Source organism: Bradyrhizobium altum (assembly GCF_020889705.1).
Lineage (GTDB): Bacteria > Pseudomonadota > Alphaproteobacteria > Rhizobiales > Xanthobacteraceae > Bradyrhizobium > Bradyrhizobium altum.
In genome coordinates this window covers 14,250-30,510 of the sequence record NZ_JACMYP010000087.1, presented here as the reverse complement: position 1 = coordinate 30,510, position 16,261 = coordinate 14,250, and the positions used below count along the sequence as shown (strand labels likewise).

Below are 16,261 nucleotides of genomic sequence, written 5' to 3'. Positions count from 1 at the left end.
CAACGCGACCTCGCCGCAGCGGGCGAGCAGCGGACCTGCCAGCAGGATCGAGGCGCGGATCCGCGCGCACAGAGCCGGATCGAGATCGGCAGCGCGGATCTCCTTGGCATGGATCTGCAGCGTGTTGCGCTCGGTCCATTCGGCGCTGGCGCCGACCGAGCGGCACAGCTCGACCAGCGTTTCGGTGTCGCGAATGCGCGGCACGTTGGTCAGCGTGACCGGATGCTCGGTGAGCAGGGCCGCGGCGATGATCGGCAGCGCGGAGTTCTTGTTGCCCGACGGCTCGATGGTGCCCGAAAGGCGGCGGCCGCCTTCGACGATGTATTGGATCGGCGGCACGCGGAATGTCCCCTAACGCATCATCCAGACTTGGATTCGAATGTGGCCACACGAAATTCCGTAACGGAATCAATGGCTGTCCGGCACCGTAACACAACTCCCGGCGCAGCTTCCACACGAAAGGTAGCCGCGCGACGGTGCGGAGCGCGCGGTCACGGACACGTCATCTTGGCCAAGCCGTCGCGTCGGAAAGCGCATATCCGCCTGGCCGCCGGTCCCTAGATGTCGATGTTGGCGCTGAGCGAGTTTTCCTGGATGAAGTCGCGGCGCGGTTCGACGACGTCGCCCATCAGCTTGGTGAAGATATCGTCGGCCTCGTCGACCTCCTTGATCTTCACCTGGAGCAGCGAGCGGGCCTCGGTGTCCAGCGTGGTCTCCCACAGCTGCTCCGGGTTCATCTCGCCGAGACCTTTGTAGCGCTGCAGCGAGACGCCCTTGCGGGCGGCGTCGGTCACGGCCTCGAACAGGTCGATCGGGCCGTGAATGGTCTGCTCGGCATCCTTGCGCCGGAGCTTGCCCGCCCGCACGTAGATCTCCTGCAGCCTGGTCGCATACTCGTCGAGCTTGCGTGCATCGGCCGAGCCGAGAAACGCGTCGTCGATCACGGCCACTTCCTTGACGCCGCGCACGGTGCGCTCGAACTGGAAGCCCTGGCCTTCCGTGAAGGTGCCGATCCAGCCGCGCTCCACTTCGTCGGCAACCGCGTCCAGCCGCTTGGCGATGTAATCAGCCGCGGAGTTGGCGGTCGCGATATCGCTGGTGATTCTCGGGGTCAGCACGCCGGCGATCGCGGCCTGCTCGATCACCGCGCGATTGTAGCGGCTGTGCAGGTTGCGCAGCACGGAGCGGATCGTCCGGGCGTCTTCGACCAGCGACAGCAGGTCACGGCCCGAGCGGTCTTCGCCGGAGGCCGGCTTGAAGACGCATTCGTCGAGCCCGGTCGAGATCAGGTAATCCTCGAGCGCGCGCTCGTCCTTCAGATATTGCTCGGACTTGCCGCGCGAGACCTTATAGAGCGGCGGCTGGGCAATATAGAGAAAGCCGCCATCGATGATCGAGCGCATCTGGCGATAGAAGAAGGTCAACAGCAGCGTGCGGATATGGGCGCCGTCGACGTCGGCGTCGGTCATCACGATGATCTTGTGATAGCGCAGCTTGTCGACCGAGAAATCGTCGCTGATGCCGGTGCCGAGCGCGGTGATCAGCGTGCCGATCTGCTCCGACGACAGCATCTTGTCGGGGCGCACGCGCTCGACATTGAGGATCTTGCCGCGCAGCGGCAGCACCGCCTGGAATTCTCGGTTGCGGCCCTGCTTGGCGCTGCCGCCTGCCGAGTCACCCTCGACGATGAACAGTTCGGACTTCGCCGGATCCTTCTCCTGGCAGTCGGCGAGCTTGCCGGGCAGCGAGGAGACGCTGAGCGGATTCTTGCGGGTCAGCTCGCGCGCCTTGCGCGCAGCCTCGCGGGCTGCGGCGGCCTGGATCACCTTGCCGACGATTTCCTTGGCTTCCTTCGGATTCTCCTCGAACCAGGCCGCCAGCGCCTCGTTCAGGACGTTCTCGACCACCGGTCGAACCTCCGAGGACACCAGCTTGTCCTTGGTCTGCGACGAGAATTTCGGATCGGGCACCTTCACCGACAGCACCGCGGTGAGGCCTTCGCGGCAATCGTCGCCGGTCAGCGCGATCTTTTCCTTCTTCGCATTGGCCTCGGCATAGCCGTTGACCTGGCGCGTCAGCGCGCCGCGGAAGCCGGCCAGATGGGTGCCGCCGTCGCGCTGCGGGATGTTGTTGGTGAAGCACAGCACGTTCTCGTGGTAGCTGTCGTTCCACCACAGCGCGGCTTCGACGCCGATGCCGTTGGCTTCCGCGCGCACCATGATCGGCGCCGGCACGATCGCCTTCTTGTTGCGGTCGAGATATTTGACGAATTCCTCGACACCACCGGAATAGTGCATTTCCTCGCGCTTCTCGACCGCGTGGCGCATGTCGGACAGCACGATATGGACGCCGGAATTGAGGAAGGCGAGCTCGCGCAGCCTGTGCTCGAGCGTCGCGAAATCATATTCGATGTTCTTGAAGGTCTCGGGCGAGGCGAGGAAGGTGACCTCGGTGCCGCGTTTGCCCGGGGCATCGCCGACCACCTTGAGCGGCGCCACGGCATCGCCGTGCGCGAATTCGATGTAGTGCTCCTTGTCGTCGCGCCAGATCCGCAAGCCCAGCTTGCTGGACAGCGCGTTGACGACGGAGACGCCGACGCCGTGCAGACCGCCGGAGACCTTGTAGGAGTTCTGGTCGAACTTTCCGCCGGCGTGGAGCTGGGTCATGATGACCTCGGCCGCGGAGACGCCTTCGCCCTTGTGGATGCCGACCGGAATGCCGCGGCCGTCGTCGTACACGGTGACGGAATTGTCGGCGTTGAGGGTAACCAGGACGCGGCTTGCATGGCCCGCCAGCGCCTCGTCGATCGCGTTGTCGACGACCTCGTACACCATGTGGTGCAGGCCGGAACCGTCGTCGGTGTCGCCGATATACATGCCGGGCCGCTTGCGGACGGCGTCGAGGCCCTTCAGCACCCGGATCGATTCCGCACCATATTCGGCCGGAATGGGATGCTCAGATTCGGCAGGGGTCTGCCGGGCAGGTTCAGTCATGTGAGGCCTTCGAGGATGTCCCGAATCAGCTGCACAAAATGAGGCGCTGATTCCGCTATTTGTGCCATGAAAGAGCAGTTGCGCCTAGCGCAAAGTCTCTGTCTACAAACTATTGAATAAATAGGATTTTTTCGGCCTGTTTCAAGGCTCTCAAAGGCCGATTCCGGAGGCTCTGAAAAGCCCGATTCGAAGGCAGATTCGAGCCCCTCTCCGAGCCAATTTCGCGCGCTTAGCCGCGCCGTGTGGCGCGACCGGATTCGACGTCGAAAATCTCTCCCGTCGGGCCGATATCGACGAAGGCGGCAGGATCGGCGCCGGTCATCCAGACCTGTGCGCCGAGCTTGGCGAGTTCGTCGAACAGCGCCTTGCGCCTATTGGGATCGAGATGGGCGACGACCTCGTCGAGCAGCAGCAGCGGCACGATGCCGGTCATCTCCGCGACCATCGTGGCATGCGCCAGCACCAGCCCGATCAAGAGCGCCTTCTGCTCGCCGGTCGAGGCGTCGCGCGCCGGCATGTTCTTCGGCGCGTAAGCCACCTGCAGATCGGTCAGATGCGGTCCGTCGAGCGTGCGCCCGGCGGCGGCGTCGCGCGGACGGCTGGCGCGCAGGATCTCGCGGTAGCGGTCCTCCACCGCGGTCGCAGGCTCCCGCAGCAGCGCGTTCTCCATCCAGCCGTCGAGCATGATCTCGGCGGAGGGGAAGGCCGAGGCGGCGCCGCGCTCGTGCAGCATCGCGGCGAGCTTGGCGGCGGTCTGGCCGCGCGATGCGGCGACTGCGACCGCAAGCTCGGCGGTCTCGCGCTCGATCGCGCCACACCAATGGTCGTCGTAGTTGCGCACCTCGAGCAGCCGGTTGCGCGAGCGCAGCGAGCGCTCGAGCGCCGAGACCCGGCTGGAGTGCTCGGAATCGATCGCCAGCACCAGGCGATCGAAGAAGCGCCGCCGTTCGGAGGCGGCGCCCATGAACAGGCCGTCCATCGCCGGCGTCAACCACACCATGCGCAGATGGTCGCCGAAGGCGGTTGCGGACCCCACCGGTTCGCGATCGATGCGGCAGCGCCGGCTGTTGCTTGCATCGCCGGTCGGGGGATCGATGCCGGTGCCGAGCGTGGCGAGGCCGAGCGCACCCTCGACTTCGGCCGAGACCGCCCAGGAGCCGTCGCCCTGATTGTCGGCGATGTCCTCCAAGGTCGCGCGGCGCAGCCCGCGGCCCGGCGACAGGAACGAGACCGCCTCCATGCAATTGGTCTTGCCGGCGCCGTTCGGCCCGACCAGCACCACCATGTCGCCCGCGACCTGCAGCGTCGCCGTCCGGTAATTCCGGAAATGCGTCAGCGACAGGCGATGAATGCGGGATGGGGTCATCTCAGCTCGTCATTGCCGGGCAGTCGTGCCCAGCCACGACGCAATCTAGTGCCGATGCGCGCGAAGAGAAGTGCGTCACACCCGCATCGGCATCAGCACGTAGAGCGCGCCCTTGCTGTCGCGGTCCTGCACCAGGGTCGGCGAGCCGGGATCGGCGAGCTTCAGCACCGCGATCTCGCCCTCGATCTGGGCGGCGATGTCGAGCAGATAGCGCGAGTTGAAACCGATATCGAGCGCATCGGAGGCGTATTCGACCTCGAGCTCTTCGGTGGCGCTGCCGGAATCCGGGTTGGTGACCGAGAGCACCAGCTTGCCGGGGGACAAAGCCAGCTTCACCGCGCGGCCGCGTTCGCTGGAAATGGTCGAGACGCGATCGACGGCGGCCTCGAAATCCTTCTTGTCGACCACCAGTTCCTTGTCGTTGTTCTGCGGAATGACGCGGCCATAGTCCGGGAAGGTGCCGTCGATCAGCTTCGAGGTCAGCACCACATTGCCGAGCGTGAAGCGGATCTTGCCATCCGACAGCTCGATCGAGATCTCGGCGTCGTCGCCCTCGATCAGCCGCTGCACCTCGCCGACCGTCTTGCGCGGGACGATCACGCCGGGCATGCCAGTCGCGCCCTTGGGCAGCGCGAGGTCGATCTGCGCCAGACGATGGCCGTCGGTCGCAACCCCGCGCAGGGTCGCAGCCTTGGCGCTGCCGGCGGCGTGCAGATAGATGCCGTTGAGGTAATAGCGGGTCTCTTCGGTCGAGATCGCAAACTGGGTGCGGTCGATCAGCCGCTTGATGTCGGAGGCCGGCAGCGAGAACGAATGCGTCATGTCGCCGGCGGCAAGGCCCGGGAAATCGCTTTCGGGCAGCGTCTGCAGCGTGAAGCGCGAGCGGCCGGCGCGCACCGCGAGCACCGAGCGGTCGCCGTCGGCCTCCAGCACGATCTGCGAGCCGTCGGGCAGCTTGCGGACGATGTCATAGAACATGTGCGCCGGCACCGTGGTCGAGCCGGCGGTTCCGGTCTCGGCGGCCAAGGTCTCCGTCACCTCGAGATCGAGGTCGGTTGCCTTCAGCGACAATTTGGCGCCCTCGGCGCGGATCAACACGTTGCCGAGGATCGGGATGGTGTTGCGGCGCTCGACCACGCGGTGAACGTGACCCAGCGATTTCAGGAGTTGCGCGCGCTCGACGGTGACCTTCATTGCAATACCCGCCAGATCCCTCAGATGGAAAAGCCGGGCGGCCGTTCAGGGCAGCACCGCGGCATTGGAAACCCGATAAGCCGGATCAATACCGGATTTGATCAAACCCACGGGGGGACCGCAAGGTGGCGCGGATGGGCGGCCGGTGCAAGGGATACGGGCGCCAAACGGGCCCCGTTCCCCACGTTTTGGGCCGGAAAAGTTTAGCCCTCCCCTCTTGATAAAGGGGAGGGCTATGGAACGAGCCGGCCAAATGAGGCGGCCTTATTCCTGCAGTCTTATTCCTGCAATTGACGCTTCAGCGATTCGACTTCCTCTGACAGCGCCGTGTCCTTGGCGACGAGTGCCTCAATCTTGCGCACCGCGTGCAACACCGTGGTGTGGTCGCGGCCGCCGAAGCGTCGGCCGATCTCCGGCAGCGAACGCAGGGTCAGCGTCTTGGCCAGATACATCGCAACCTGGCGCGGACGCACCACGTTGGCGGTGCGGCGGGACGACAGAAGGTCGGAGCGGCTGACATTGTACTGCCGGGCGACCACGCGCTGGATGTCCTCGATCTTGATCCGCTTCGGCTCCTGCGGGCGGATCAGGTCGCGCACCTCGCGTTCGGCCATCTCCAGCGTCACCGGCTGGTTGTTGAGCTTGGAGTGCGCCAAGAGGCGGTTGATCGCGCCTTCGAGGTCGCGGCCGTTGTGGGTGATGGTGCGCGCCAGATAGTCCAGCACTTCCTCCGGCACATCGAAGGTCGCATGGTGGGCGCGGGCCGCGGCGACGCGCGACTTGAGGATGCCAAGCCGCAGTTCCTCGCCGAGCGAACCCATCTCGACCACCAGGCCACCGGCGAGCCGCGAGCGCACGCGGTCGTCGAGGCTTTCGAGGTCGGACGGCGGACGGTCGGCGGCGATCACGACCTGGCGGCCGGCGTCGATCAGCGCGTTCAGCGTGTGGCAGAACTCGGCCTGCGTCGACTTGCCCTGCAGGAACTGCAGATCGTCGATGACCAGCACGTCGATGCCGCGCAGCGCCTCCTTGAACGCCAGCGCCGTCTGCGTCTTCAGCGCCGCGACGAAGCCGTACATGAACTTCTCGGCGGTGAGATACAGCACCTTGCGCTCGTTGCCGGAATTGCCGGCCCAGGTCACGGCTTGCAGCAGGTGCGTCTTGCCGAGGCCGACGCCGGCATGGATGTAGAGCGGGTTGAACATCACAGGATCGCCGCGGCGACCTTCCGCGACCTGGCGCGCAGCCGCATGGGCCAGCGTGTTGGAACGGCCGACGACGAAGCTTGCAAAGGTCAGGCGCGGATCGAGCGGCGAGCCGCCGAGCGCATCATGGCTGGCGGACACCGGCGCCGTCGCGAACGAGCGCAGTTCAGGCGCGGGACGGCCGTCATTGCGTTCGACACGGCGCACTTCGGCCGGCGCAGCCGCTTCCTTCACAGGAGCCATCGCGCGGATCGCCGAGCGCACGGTGAGGTCGATGCGATGCACTTCGGGCATCTCGGCCTGCCAGCAGGAGAGCACGCGTTCGGCGTAATGCGCCTGGATCCAGCTCTTGAGGAACCGGGTCGGAACCGACAGATGCACGCTCTCATCGTGCACGCTCTCGAGATCCATCCGCGCGAACCAGCTCGTGTAGACGTCCTCACCAACGCTCGTCCGCAAACGTCCCTTTACCCGCGACCAGCGATCCTGTTCCGTGTTCGTCATTGCCTTCGTACTTTTCCAAAACTGAGAGATGATGATTGCGAAAGCGCCGTGCAGGGCCCCTGCCACGACGCGACCTCTAGCGGGCGCGGTCTGCTCCGGACAAAGCTCTCCCGTGTGGCGGCCATGCGCCACGCGACAGGTCAGCTGTTTGGAGAAGATGCGTCCCGCGAGGTCAGCGCGTACTCGACGGCCTCTGCGGGTAAGAGCCAGCGTCCGAGGGGTTGATTACGGCACCACAGGAAATCTGCACTTGGGCTGTCGTTGGTTCGACTGCAGTGATGATACCGTAAGGCATAAGTCCTCCCCCTCCCACCGCGACGTATCGCGGCAAGTTGTCAGCTTGCTGGTGTCTTCAAAATCGAACTGCCGCTACCGAACACCGAAATGCCCGGCGCTTCGCCGCCGCGTGTCGTCGTCATTCCGTTCGCTTGCGCCGCGTTCCCGTTGCCAGATTCCGACTGACGTCCTGGTCTCTCTTGTTCGATCCCCCAAATTGCCGGGGACATCGCGGGAGATATTTTGACACAGGCCGACCGTCCTCATATCGCTATGAGCCGTCAATCTAGCTTCGCTTGGAAAGCGTCGCTAACGCGCACACCGCCGCCGATTTGCACGTCCGCCCTTGGGTCTCAAACCGCGCTGATCTGGAGAGCCGTGGGCGTCGCGAACAAGAAATAAATACACCAAGCGCATTTTCTGACAATCCGTGGATTCGACGGGGGTCGAGACTCTTGGCGACTGTTGCGGTGTTGCCGACGCTGAGTTGCGAAAGCAAGGTTTTGAATCAGCGCACAGATTCACGCGTGTCACAAACGACGGTGCAATACCAAAAATTTTTCATAGAAAATTTACATTTGGTCTCGCGCCGGTCATTTTTCCAATCGCTGTTCAGCGCTATGTGCATAAGTAATTCGCGAGACGTCATTTTTCGCGATTACTTTTGCAGGGTAACCCCGCTGCGCAACTTTCAACGCGAGATATCCGCGCGCTATTCCATCTATCTAGCTTAGCGCAGAACAATCTGTGCGCGAGTGCGGCGCGTTAAGCTTATTGAGCCGGTAGAACTACGGACGCGACGAAACATGACACGCAGTTCGTTGCGCGGCAACGCCGACTCTTCTCGCGCTATGAAACTTCCACGACAAAATGCGAGACCAAAACAAAAAGCCCGGCGCGAGCCGGGCTTCGTGACAAATGTGTTCTTCGGTCAGCTCACGCGGCGAGCTGTACTCCGCAAGCTCACTTGGCGAGCTTGGCGATGCTCTGCGTGAGGCGCGACACCTTACGGCTCGCGTGGTTCTTGTGAATGATGTTGCGCTGCGCTGCCTTCATCAGTTCGGGCTCGGCGTGGCTCATCGCCTTGAGTGCCGCCTCGCGGTCGCCGCTCTTGATTGCTTCCTCGACGGTGCGCACCGCGCCACGCATCTGCGTGCGGCGCGACTTGTTGACGATGGTGCGGCGGGCAATCTTGCGGGTCGCCTTCTTGGCGGAGGTGGTGTTGGCCATGGTTCTCTAACTGTCCTTCGGCGGTGATCGCTCGGTGGTCGGGCTTGCGCGCACCGGCCGGTTCAAATCGCAACTCTGATGTATTTGTCCAAGGTGTCCTTGAGGCGGCCATGCCAAGGCGCATAATGCTGCCTCCGCATGCGGCACTGTCCAAAGAACAGCGGCGGCAGGATTGCGCCCGCCGCCATCGGCCGGTCTTATAGATGGCGCAGGCTTAACCGTCAACGCTTTCGGGAACGAAAAAGGGCCTGAAATCGGCCTCGCGAGGGCCGGATAAGCCGCTGAAGAGGTTGAATTTCCGGGGGGCGCCCGGTAAGGCCTGTCGACGCGTGGGGCGCGACAGGGAGTTAGGTGACGCATGATCCGCGGCTTTTTCCGCCTGATCGGCCTTTTGCTGCTGGCCGGCAGTTTCATCTTCATGGTCTATGACGGGGCCCGCTACGTCGCCGACCAGAGCCTGCGGTTCACCCAATTCGGCCAGTTCTGGAACGATATCCATCAGTCGAGCCAGCAGGCGTTCCATGCCTGGGTGGATCGCTTCGCGCCCTGGCTCTGGAACGGCGTGATCCGCGTCCTTCTGGAGCAGCCGGTGTTCGCGGTGCTCGGTATTGCCGGCATCCTGCTGATGATCCTGTTCCGGCCGCGCAAGCCGTTGATCGGCTACGCGCGCGACTGAGCTGGCTGCAGCCCGCTTGAGCTTCTCTTGGCCGCTGCCGTCAGTAACGGGGCTGCCATCATCCGCGTAAGGACATATATAGGTGACAGCCGGCCCGCAGGCCGTTGCCGCGTCGGCCGATGTCCCGCCCGGAGGTATCCATGTTGTTCATGCGCAAGACCACCGCGTTGCCAAGCGCCGCCGAGGCGCTGCCTGGCCGCGCGACGCCCATCCCGACCGCGACCACGCATTTCGTCAATGGCAGCAAATTGACGCCGCCTTATCCGCAAGGCCTTGAGCAGGCCGTGTTCGGCCTCGGCTGCTTCTGGGGCGCGGAACGGAAGTTCTGGGAACTCGGCGACGGAATCTACACCACGGCGGTCGGCTATGCCGGCGGCCACACGCCGAATCCGACCTATGAAGAGGTGTGCTCGGGACGCACCGGCCACACCGAAGTCGTGCTGGTCGTGTTCGACCCGAAGAAGATCTCCTACGAGAAGCTGCTGAAGATGTTCTGGGAGAACCACAACCCGACGCAGGGCATGCGTCAGGGCAACGACATCGGCACGCAGTATCGTTCTGCGATCTACACGTTCAGCGACGCGCAGCACAAAGCCGCCGATGCGTCGCAGGCGATGTATCAGAAGGCGCTCGCTGCCAAGGGCCTCGGCGCGATCACGACGGAAGTGGCACCGGCCGGCGAGTTCTACTTCGCCGAGGACTACCATCAGCAATACCTCGCCAAGAATCCGGCGGGCTATTGCGGGCTTGGCGGCACCGGCGTGTCCTGCCCGATCGGCGTCGGCGTCACTGCCTGATCGCTCTGTCATGCGCTAAATCGAGGGGGGGCTTTCCGTCCCCCCACTCGGTTCTCGAAAACCCTTTATTAACCATAAGTGGTGCAAGACTGCGCTTGTCTCGCCGTTGAGGGATAGGTCCGGTGCCGGTTGCACGCGCGTTACGATTGCCGATCACTGCCGTTGTGGCTGCGCTCGCGCTGTCTGGCTGCATGAGCACGTCGGGTCCGGTTGCTGTCGGGCCGCAAGGTGTCGATGCCGTCACCTATGGACCGGCTTACGCATCCGCCCCGGTTGGTGACGGAGGCGGCGGGGGTGCGATCAGCGCACTGCGTTCCGCCTTTGCCAGTGCTTCTCCTGGTTATGGCTATGCCGCGCCGGGTGCCGCCCCGGTGGTTTATGCCGCCGCACCGGGTGGGCCCGCCGGTTACGACAACTCCTATCATCTCGGCCCGGGCGACAAGCTCCGCGTCGTGGTCTACGGCCAGGAAGGCCTGACCAACTCCTACGCCATCGACGCCGCCGGCTCGATCACCATGCCGCTGATCGGCTCGGTGCCGGCGCGTGGCCGCACGCCGGCCGGGCTCGCCGGTGAAATCTCGGCACGGCTGCGCAACGGCTTCATCCGCGATCCTTCGGTGGCGGTCGAGATCGAGTCCTACCGGCCGTTCTTCATCCTCGGCGAGGTCCAGGCTCCCGGCCAGTATCCCTACGTGCCGAACATGACCGTCGAAAGCGCGGTCGCGATCGCCGGCGGCTTCTCGCCGCGCGCCAAGCGCGACAGCGTGACGCTGACCCATACGGATGCGTCCGGCTCCGGCCGCTTCGTGGTGCCGCTGGGCACGCCGATGAGCCCGGGCGATACGGTGTTCGTCGGCGAGCGCTGGTTTTGACGAAGGACAACGTCCTTCGTCATTCCGGGGCGATGCGCAGCATCGAACCCGGAATCTCGAGATTCCCCGATGCGCAATCGCGCATCTGAGGCCCGCGCTTCGTGCGCCCCGGAATGACGGTGTGGTAGAGGTACGCGCTACTTCTTCAAATGCTTTCCAAAAAATTCCATGCTGCGCGGCCAGGCGATGTCGGCGCTCGCCTTGTCGTAGCTTGCGCGCTCGTCGCAATGGAAGCCGTGCTGCGCGCCCGGATAGATGAAGACCTCGACCTCGGGCCGCTTCGACTTGATGGTCTCGACATCGCTCAAGGGAATGCCGGCATCCTTCTCGCCGAAATGTAGTTGTGTCGGTACGGTCGGCTTGTCGTCGGCGAAGCGGATGACGGCGCCGCCGTAATAGCCGATCGCCGCCGAGAGCCCGGTCAGCTTCGTCGCGGCCGCATAGGCGATGCTGCCACCGAGGCAGAAGCCGATGATGCCGACGGGCCCGGCCGACTTCACCGCGTCGATCGCTGCCTGGCTGTCGCGCAGCATCGCGGCAAAGTCCGGATTGGCGACGAACTTGCGCGCTTCGGCCACCTCATCGGGGGAATAGCCGCTCTGGAAGTTCGGCGTGATGCGGTCGAAGATCGACGGCGCAACCGCGACATAGCCTTCCTTCGCCAGCCGGTCGCAAACCGAGCGGATGTGGTGGTTGACGCCAAAGATCTCCTGGATCACCACGATCGCGCCCTTCGGCGCGCCAGCGGGATCGGCGCGATAGGCGCCGAGTTCAAATCCATCCGAAGCCTTCAGCTTGATGTCTTGTCCCATGGTCCATCCTTGTCATGTTGGGGGTTGCATGAAGCTTTCGATGATAAGGTTTAGCGCCACATCCAGTTCTCGCCCCAGTCGGCCTTCCAGCCGGCGAGCCGGCCTTTGCGGAATTGCAGATAGAGACGATCATGGTGCGGAAACAGCCCGCTGCCGCCGAGGTCGCGGAAGGTCAGGAGGATCTCATTGCCGGGCCGTCCGCTGACATGGGTGAAGGGGGTGCCCAGCGCGCGCTGCGCGTCCGCGACGCCCATGCCGAACACCAGCGGTGTGCTGTTCGACAACGTCGCGGTGAAGGTTGGCGTGGCCGGGTCGGCGAACGGCCGCAGCTTCTGGGCGTTCGCTCCTGTCGCGGCCGCCGTCAGCAACAAGGCGACGACAATCGTCTTCATGAGGCGGCCTTTCCCGGCGCGTTGGCCTCGAGGTTATCGAGGAACGGTAGCACGGCGGCGATGAAGGCCTGCGGCTGGTCGATGTTGACGGCATGTCCGGCGTTCGGAATCACCGCTTTCTGCGCACCCGGGATCTTCGCCGCCATGTAGTCGGACGCCGCCAGGAACGGCGTGTCGTCGGCCCCGACCACGACCAGCGACGGCACCTTGATCCCGGGCAATGACTCGATCACCCGCGCATCGCGTTGCGCCAGCATGCCGCGCGCGGCGAGCGCCAGGCCCCTGGCGTTGCGATGGGTGACCGACGCGCGCTCGGCGCTCAAGGACTTCAGCACCTCGAGCCCCTCACGATCGAAGCGGTCGCCGGTGTCGCGGGCGCGCGTGTTCCAGACCTCGCGGGCGTCGTCCTTCTTGAATCCCGGGCCGGTGTCGATGATCAATAGTGCGCGCACCCGCTCCGGATGGGCGCGATGAAAGGCGAGCGACATGTAGCCGCCGAGCGACAGGCCGCCGACGATCGCCTTGTCGGCGCCGGCAACATCGAGCAGGGCGGCGATGTCGCCGACCGTCGCCGCTTCACTATAGGCATCCGGATTGTCGGGATAGTCGGACTGGCCATGCCCGCGCATGTCCCACAGGATCAGCCTGTGCCGCTTCGACAGCGTCTCGATCTGGCCGTGCCACATCGCAGACGTCGACGAATAGCCGTGGGTGAGGATCAGGGGCGGGCCGCTGCCGTGAATCTCGTAATAGATATCGACGCCGCTGCGGTTGAGCTTGGCCATTGACGGGCTCCTTCTGTTGTCGATGTCAGGTCCGGCAGCGCTACCGACCTTGGTAGGAGTGATCGATACGGCATCAATACTGGCATTTCAAAAGCTTCATGCCGTTGCCGCATCGCACAACGGATAGTTTCCGAAATTTATTCCTTTCGAGCAATTCCAAATTGGATTGCCTCCAGCCGGGAACCGGATCATTGTTTCGGCAACTGTCGCTTACCCGGTGGGCGCCGGCCATGACCCAACAGTGAGTTGCCGCCGTAAGCGGCTTCCTACACCGGAAGGGGAGAGAGATGCCAAATCTCAATATCAACGGACGGAATATGTCCGTCGAGGCGGCCAATGACACGCCGCTGCTTTGGGTCATCCGCGAGCAATTGCAGATGACGGGCACCAAATTCGGTTGCGGCGCCGGTCTCTGTGGCGCCTGCACGGTTCACCTCAACGGCGAAGCGGTGCGGTCCTGCCAGACCTCGCTCGCCGACGCCGTCGGCAAGAAGATCACCACCATCGAAGGCCTCTCCGCCAAGGGCGAACATCCCTTGCAGAAGGCCTGGGTCGCCGAGCAGGTGCCGCAATGCGGCTACTGCCAGTCCGGCCAGATCATGCAGGCAGCCGCGCTGCTGTCGAAGAATACCAATCCCACGAAGGAAGAAGTGGTCGCGCATATGGACGGCAATCTCTGCCGCTGCATGACCTATTCACGAATCCAGAAGGCGATCATGCGCGCTGCGTCCGACATGCGCACCGCATCGGCCACCGGATCCGAGCGGAGGGCCACATGAACAAGCACGTGAAAAACCTCGCTCCTGAGACGACCGATCTCAGCCGCCGTTCCTTCCTGGTCGGCACCGCTGCAACCGGCCTCGTGCTCGGCTACGCCGCGTCCGGCATCGATGAGGCGCTCGCGGCTACCGCGCCCGCCAACTTCGAGCCGAGCGTCTGGTATTCGATCGCGCCCGATGGTCTCGTCACCGTGACCTGCGGCAAGGCCGACATGGGCCAGCACGTCGCCTCGACGATGGCGCAAATCGTGGCCGAAGAGCTCGGCGCGAACTGGAAGGACATGCGGGTCCAGCTCGCCTCCAACGATCCGAAGTTCAACGATCCCGTGCTGGGCGCGCAGATCACCGGCGGCAGCTGGTCGACGATGATGAACTTCGACGCCATGAGCCGCGCCGGCGCCGCCGGCCGCATCGCATTGACCGAGGCGGCGGCGGCCTCGATGGGCGTGCCGGCCAGCGAGCTGGTGGTGCGCGCGTCGACGATCAGCCATCCGAAGTCGAAGAAGTCGATGTCGTTTGCCGAGGTGGTGAAGAGCGGTAAGGCGACCAAGACCTTCACGGCGGATGATCTGAAGGCGATCAAGCTGAAGTCTGCCGACCAGTACACCATGATCGGCGTCTCGGTGCCGCAGCTCGACATTCCGTTGAAGGTCAACGGCACGGCCAAGTACGGCATCGACGTGATGCTGCCGGGCATGGTCTATGGCGCGCTGGTCACCCCGCCGGTTCGCTACGGCGCCACCGTGAAGTCGGTGGACGATAGCGCGGCCAAGAAGGTGCCGGGTTTCATCAAGGCCGTCACCCTGGACGACAAGACCACAACCACGACCGGCTGGGTCGTCGCGGTCGCCAACACCTATGCGCAGGCGAAGAAGGCGGCCGAGGCGCTGAAGGTGAGCTATGATGGTGGCCCGAACGCCAAACTGTCGAGCGAATCGCTGTTCGCCGAGGCCAAGCGGCTTCAAGGATTGAGCGATTCCGGCGAGTTCTTCGTTAAGGACGGCGATCCGAACGCAGCCTTCGGCACGGCGGCCAAGGTGTTGGAGGCGGAATACACCACCAACATCAATATCCACGCGCCGATGGAGCCGATGAACGCCACTGCGGAGTTCAAGGGCGACATCCTGCATATCTATTCCGGCAACCAGTTCGCGACGCGCTCCGGCGCGATCGCAGCCGGCGCGGCCGGGATCGATCCGAAGTTCGTGGTGATGCATCAGATGTGGCTGGGCGGCGGCTTCGGCCGGCGTCTCGACGCCGACATGATGGTGCCCGCGGTGCAGGCGGCCAAGGCCGTCGGCAAGCCGGTCAAGGTCATCTACACGCGCGAGAACGACATGACGATGGATTTCTCGCGTCCGCTGACCTACCAAAAAGTAAAGGCTGGCGTGGACGGCGACGGCAAGCTCGTCGCATTGAGCCACGATGTCGTCTCCGCCTGGCCGACCCAGCGTTGGGGCATCCCCGATTTCCTGTCGCCCTCGGTCGACAAGAAGGGACCGCTTGATGCTTTCACGGTGAACGGTTCGGACTTCTTCTACACCGTCCCCAACCACTATGTGCGGGCGATCAAGAACGAGATGGCGCACAACGCCACCCCGTCGGGTCAGCTCCGTTCGGTGGCGCCGGGCTGGACGTTCTGGGCGGTCGAAAGCATGGTCGACGAGATCGCGCATGCGACCGGCAAGGATCCGGCCCTGCTTCGCGTCGAGCTGCTCGACGGCAAGGGCAAGAACGACGGCGGCGCGCAGCGTCTCCGTAACACCTTGCTCGCGGCGATGGGTCTCGCCGGCTACGGCACGAAGAAGCTGCCCAAGGGCGAAGGCATGGGCGTTGCCTGCGTGTCGTCGCAGGAGCGCGCCACGGCGAGTTGGACCGCCTGCGTCGCCCACGTCGCAGTCGCGCCCTCGGGCGAGGTGACGGTGAAGAAGCTGACGGTTGCGACCGACGTTGGTACGCAGGTGAATCCCGACGGCATCCGGGCCCAGGTCGAGGGCGCGGCGCTGTGGGGCATGTCACTGGCGCTGTTCGAGAAGGCGACGTTGAAGGACGGCGGCATCGAGCAGACCAATTTCGACACCTACACGCCGCTTCGGATGAGCCAACTGCCGGAAGTCGCGGTCAACGTCATCGCCAATGGCGAGAAGGCGACCGGCGTCGGCGAGCCCGCGGTGACGGTGGTGGCGCCGGCGATCGGCAATGCCGTCTTCAACGCGGTCGGTGCCCGCGTCCGCGGCCTGCCGATCACCGCGGAGGCCGTCAAGGCTGCGATGAAGGCGTAACGGCCTGAACCAATGAAGACGCCGGAGAGCTTGACCGCTCTCCGGCGTTTTTCTTTGCTCCGGGCGTCCGCCGGATGGTGGCGGCGTCGACGCCCTTG

General features: G+C 64.3%; 14 protein-coding genes. 5 read left to right on the top strand and 9 right to left on the bottom strand.

The features are described 5' to 3' along the window. The 6 genes from H8B02_RS21525 to rpsT all read right to left on the bottom strand — a co-directional run. Positions 1-339 (bottom strand): carboxyvinyltransferase (locus H8B02_RS21525; protein WP_512699913.1); only part of this gene is annotated, 339 nt, incomplete at its 3' end. 218 nt (positions 340-557) lie between these two features. Beyond that, positions 558-2,993 (bottom strand): DNA topoisomerase (ATP-hydrolyzing) subunit B, encoded by a 2,436-nt coding sequence (gene gyrB, locus H8B02_RS21520; protein ID WP_229168078.1) that lies wholly within the window; start codon positions 2,991-2,993, stop codon positions 558-560. 229 nt (positions 2,994-3,222) lie between these two features. Beyond that, positions 3,223-4,359, bottom strand: coding sequence for a DNA replication/repair protein RecF (gene recF / locus H8B02_RS21515; RefSeq protein WP_229168076.1), 1,137 nt, complete (start codon positions 4,357-4,359; stop codon positions 3,223-3,225). Between the two features lie 75 nt (positions 4,360-4,434). Further along, positions 4,435-5,553 (bottom strand): DNA polymerase III subunit beta, encoded by a 1,119-nt coding sequence (gene dnaN / locus H8B02_RS21510; protein ID WP_229168075.1) that lies wholly within the window; start codon positions 5,551-5,553, stop codon positions 4,435-4,437. Between the two features lie 278 nt (positions 5,554-5,831). Next, positions 5,832-7,262, bottom strand: a complete 1,431-nt coding sequence (dnaA, locus tag H8B02_RS21505) for a chromosomal replication initiator protein DnaA (protein WP_229168074.1) — start codon at positions 7,260-7,262, stop codon at positions 5,832-5,834. A 1,239-nt stretch (positions 7,263-8,501) separates the two neighbouring features. Beyond that, positions 8,502-8,768, bottom strand: a complete 267-nt coding sequence (gene rpsT / locus H8B02_RS21500; protein WP_173639982.1) for a 30S ribosomal protein S20 — start codon at positions 8,766-8,768, stop codon at positions 8,502-8,504. A gap of 358 nt (positions 8,769-9,126) precedes the next feature. Between rpsT and H8B02_RS21495 the strand changes: the two genes are divergently transcribed. From H8B02_RS21495 to H8B02_RS21485, 3 genes are all read left to right on the top strand, one after another. Continuing rightward, positions 9,127-9,444 carry a hypothetical protein gene (locus H8B02_RS21495; RefSeq protein ID WP_092120555.1) on the top strand — a complete coding sequence of 106 codons (318 nt, stop codon included), beginning with the start codon at positions 9,127-9,129 and terminating at the stop codon, positions 9,442-9,444. A 140-nt stretch (positions 9,445-9,584) separates the two neighbouring features. Further along, on the top strand, positions 9,585-10,241 hold the full coding sequence (gene msrA / locus H8B02_RS21490; protein WP_229168072.1) for a peptide-methionine (S)-S-oxide reductase MsrA: 657 nt from the start codon (positions 9,585-9,587) through the stop codon (positions 10,239-10,241). A gap of 122 nt (positions 10,242-10,363) precedes the next feature. Beyond that, a complete protein-coding gene (locus H8B02_RS21485) occupies positions 10,364-11,113 on the top strand; it encodes a polysaccharide biosynthesis/export family protein (protein ID WP_229168070.1) in 750 nt (249 codons plus the stop codon). A 137-nt stretch (positions 11,114-11,250) separates the two neighbouring features. On the opposite strand, the gene H8B02_RS21480 is transcribed toward H8B02_RS21485, so the two are convergent. From H8B02_RS21480 to H8B02_RS21470, 3 genes are read right to left on the bottom strand one after another with little or no spacing between them, the layout of a single operon-like run. Continuing rightward, positions 11,251-11,925, bottom strand: coding sequence for a dienelactone hydrolase family protein (locus H8B02_RS21480; RefSeq protein WP_229168069.1), 675 nt, complete (start codon positions 11,923-11,925; stop codon positions 11,251-11,253). 50 nt (positions 11,926-11,975) lie between these two features. Then, positions 11,976-12,317 (bottom strand): hypothetical protein, encoded by a 342-nt coding sequence (locus H8B02_RS21475; protein ID WP_229168068.1) that lies wholly within the window; start codon positions 12,315-12,317, stop codon positions 11,976-11,978. Continuing rightward, on the bottom strand, positions 12,314-13,102 hold the full coding sequence (locus tag H8B02_RS21470) for an alpha/beta fold hydrolase (RefSeq protein WP_229168066.1): 789 nt from the start codon (positions 13,100-13,102) through the stop codon (positions 12,314-12,316). Before H8B02_RS21470 ends, H8B02_RS21475 begins: the two co-directional genes overlap by 4 nt. A 287-nt stretch (positions 13,103-13,389) precedes the next feature. Between H8B02_RS21470 and H8B02_RS21465 the strand changes: the two genes are divergently transcribed. Both H8B02_RS21465 and H8B02_RS21460 read left to right on the top strand, forming a co-directional pair. Then, positions 13,390-13,881, top strand: coding sequence for a (2Fe-2S)-binding protein (locus H8B02_RS21465; protein ID WP_050425001.1), 492 nt, complete (start codon positions 13,390-13,392; stop codon positions 13,879-13,881). Then, a complete protein-coding gene (locus H8B02_RS21460; RefSeq protein WP_092120534.1) occupies positions 13,878-16,163 on the top strand; it encodes a xanthine dehydrogenase family protein molybdopterin-binding subunit in 2,286 nt (761 codons plus the stop codon). The genes H8B02_RS21465 and H8B02_RS21460 overlap by 4 nt, the downstream gene beginning before the upstream one ends. Positions 16,164-16,261: the final 98 nt, after the last annotated feature.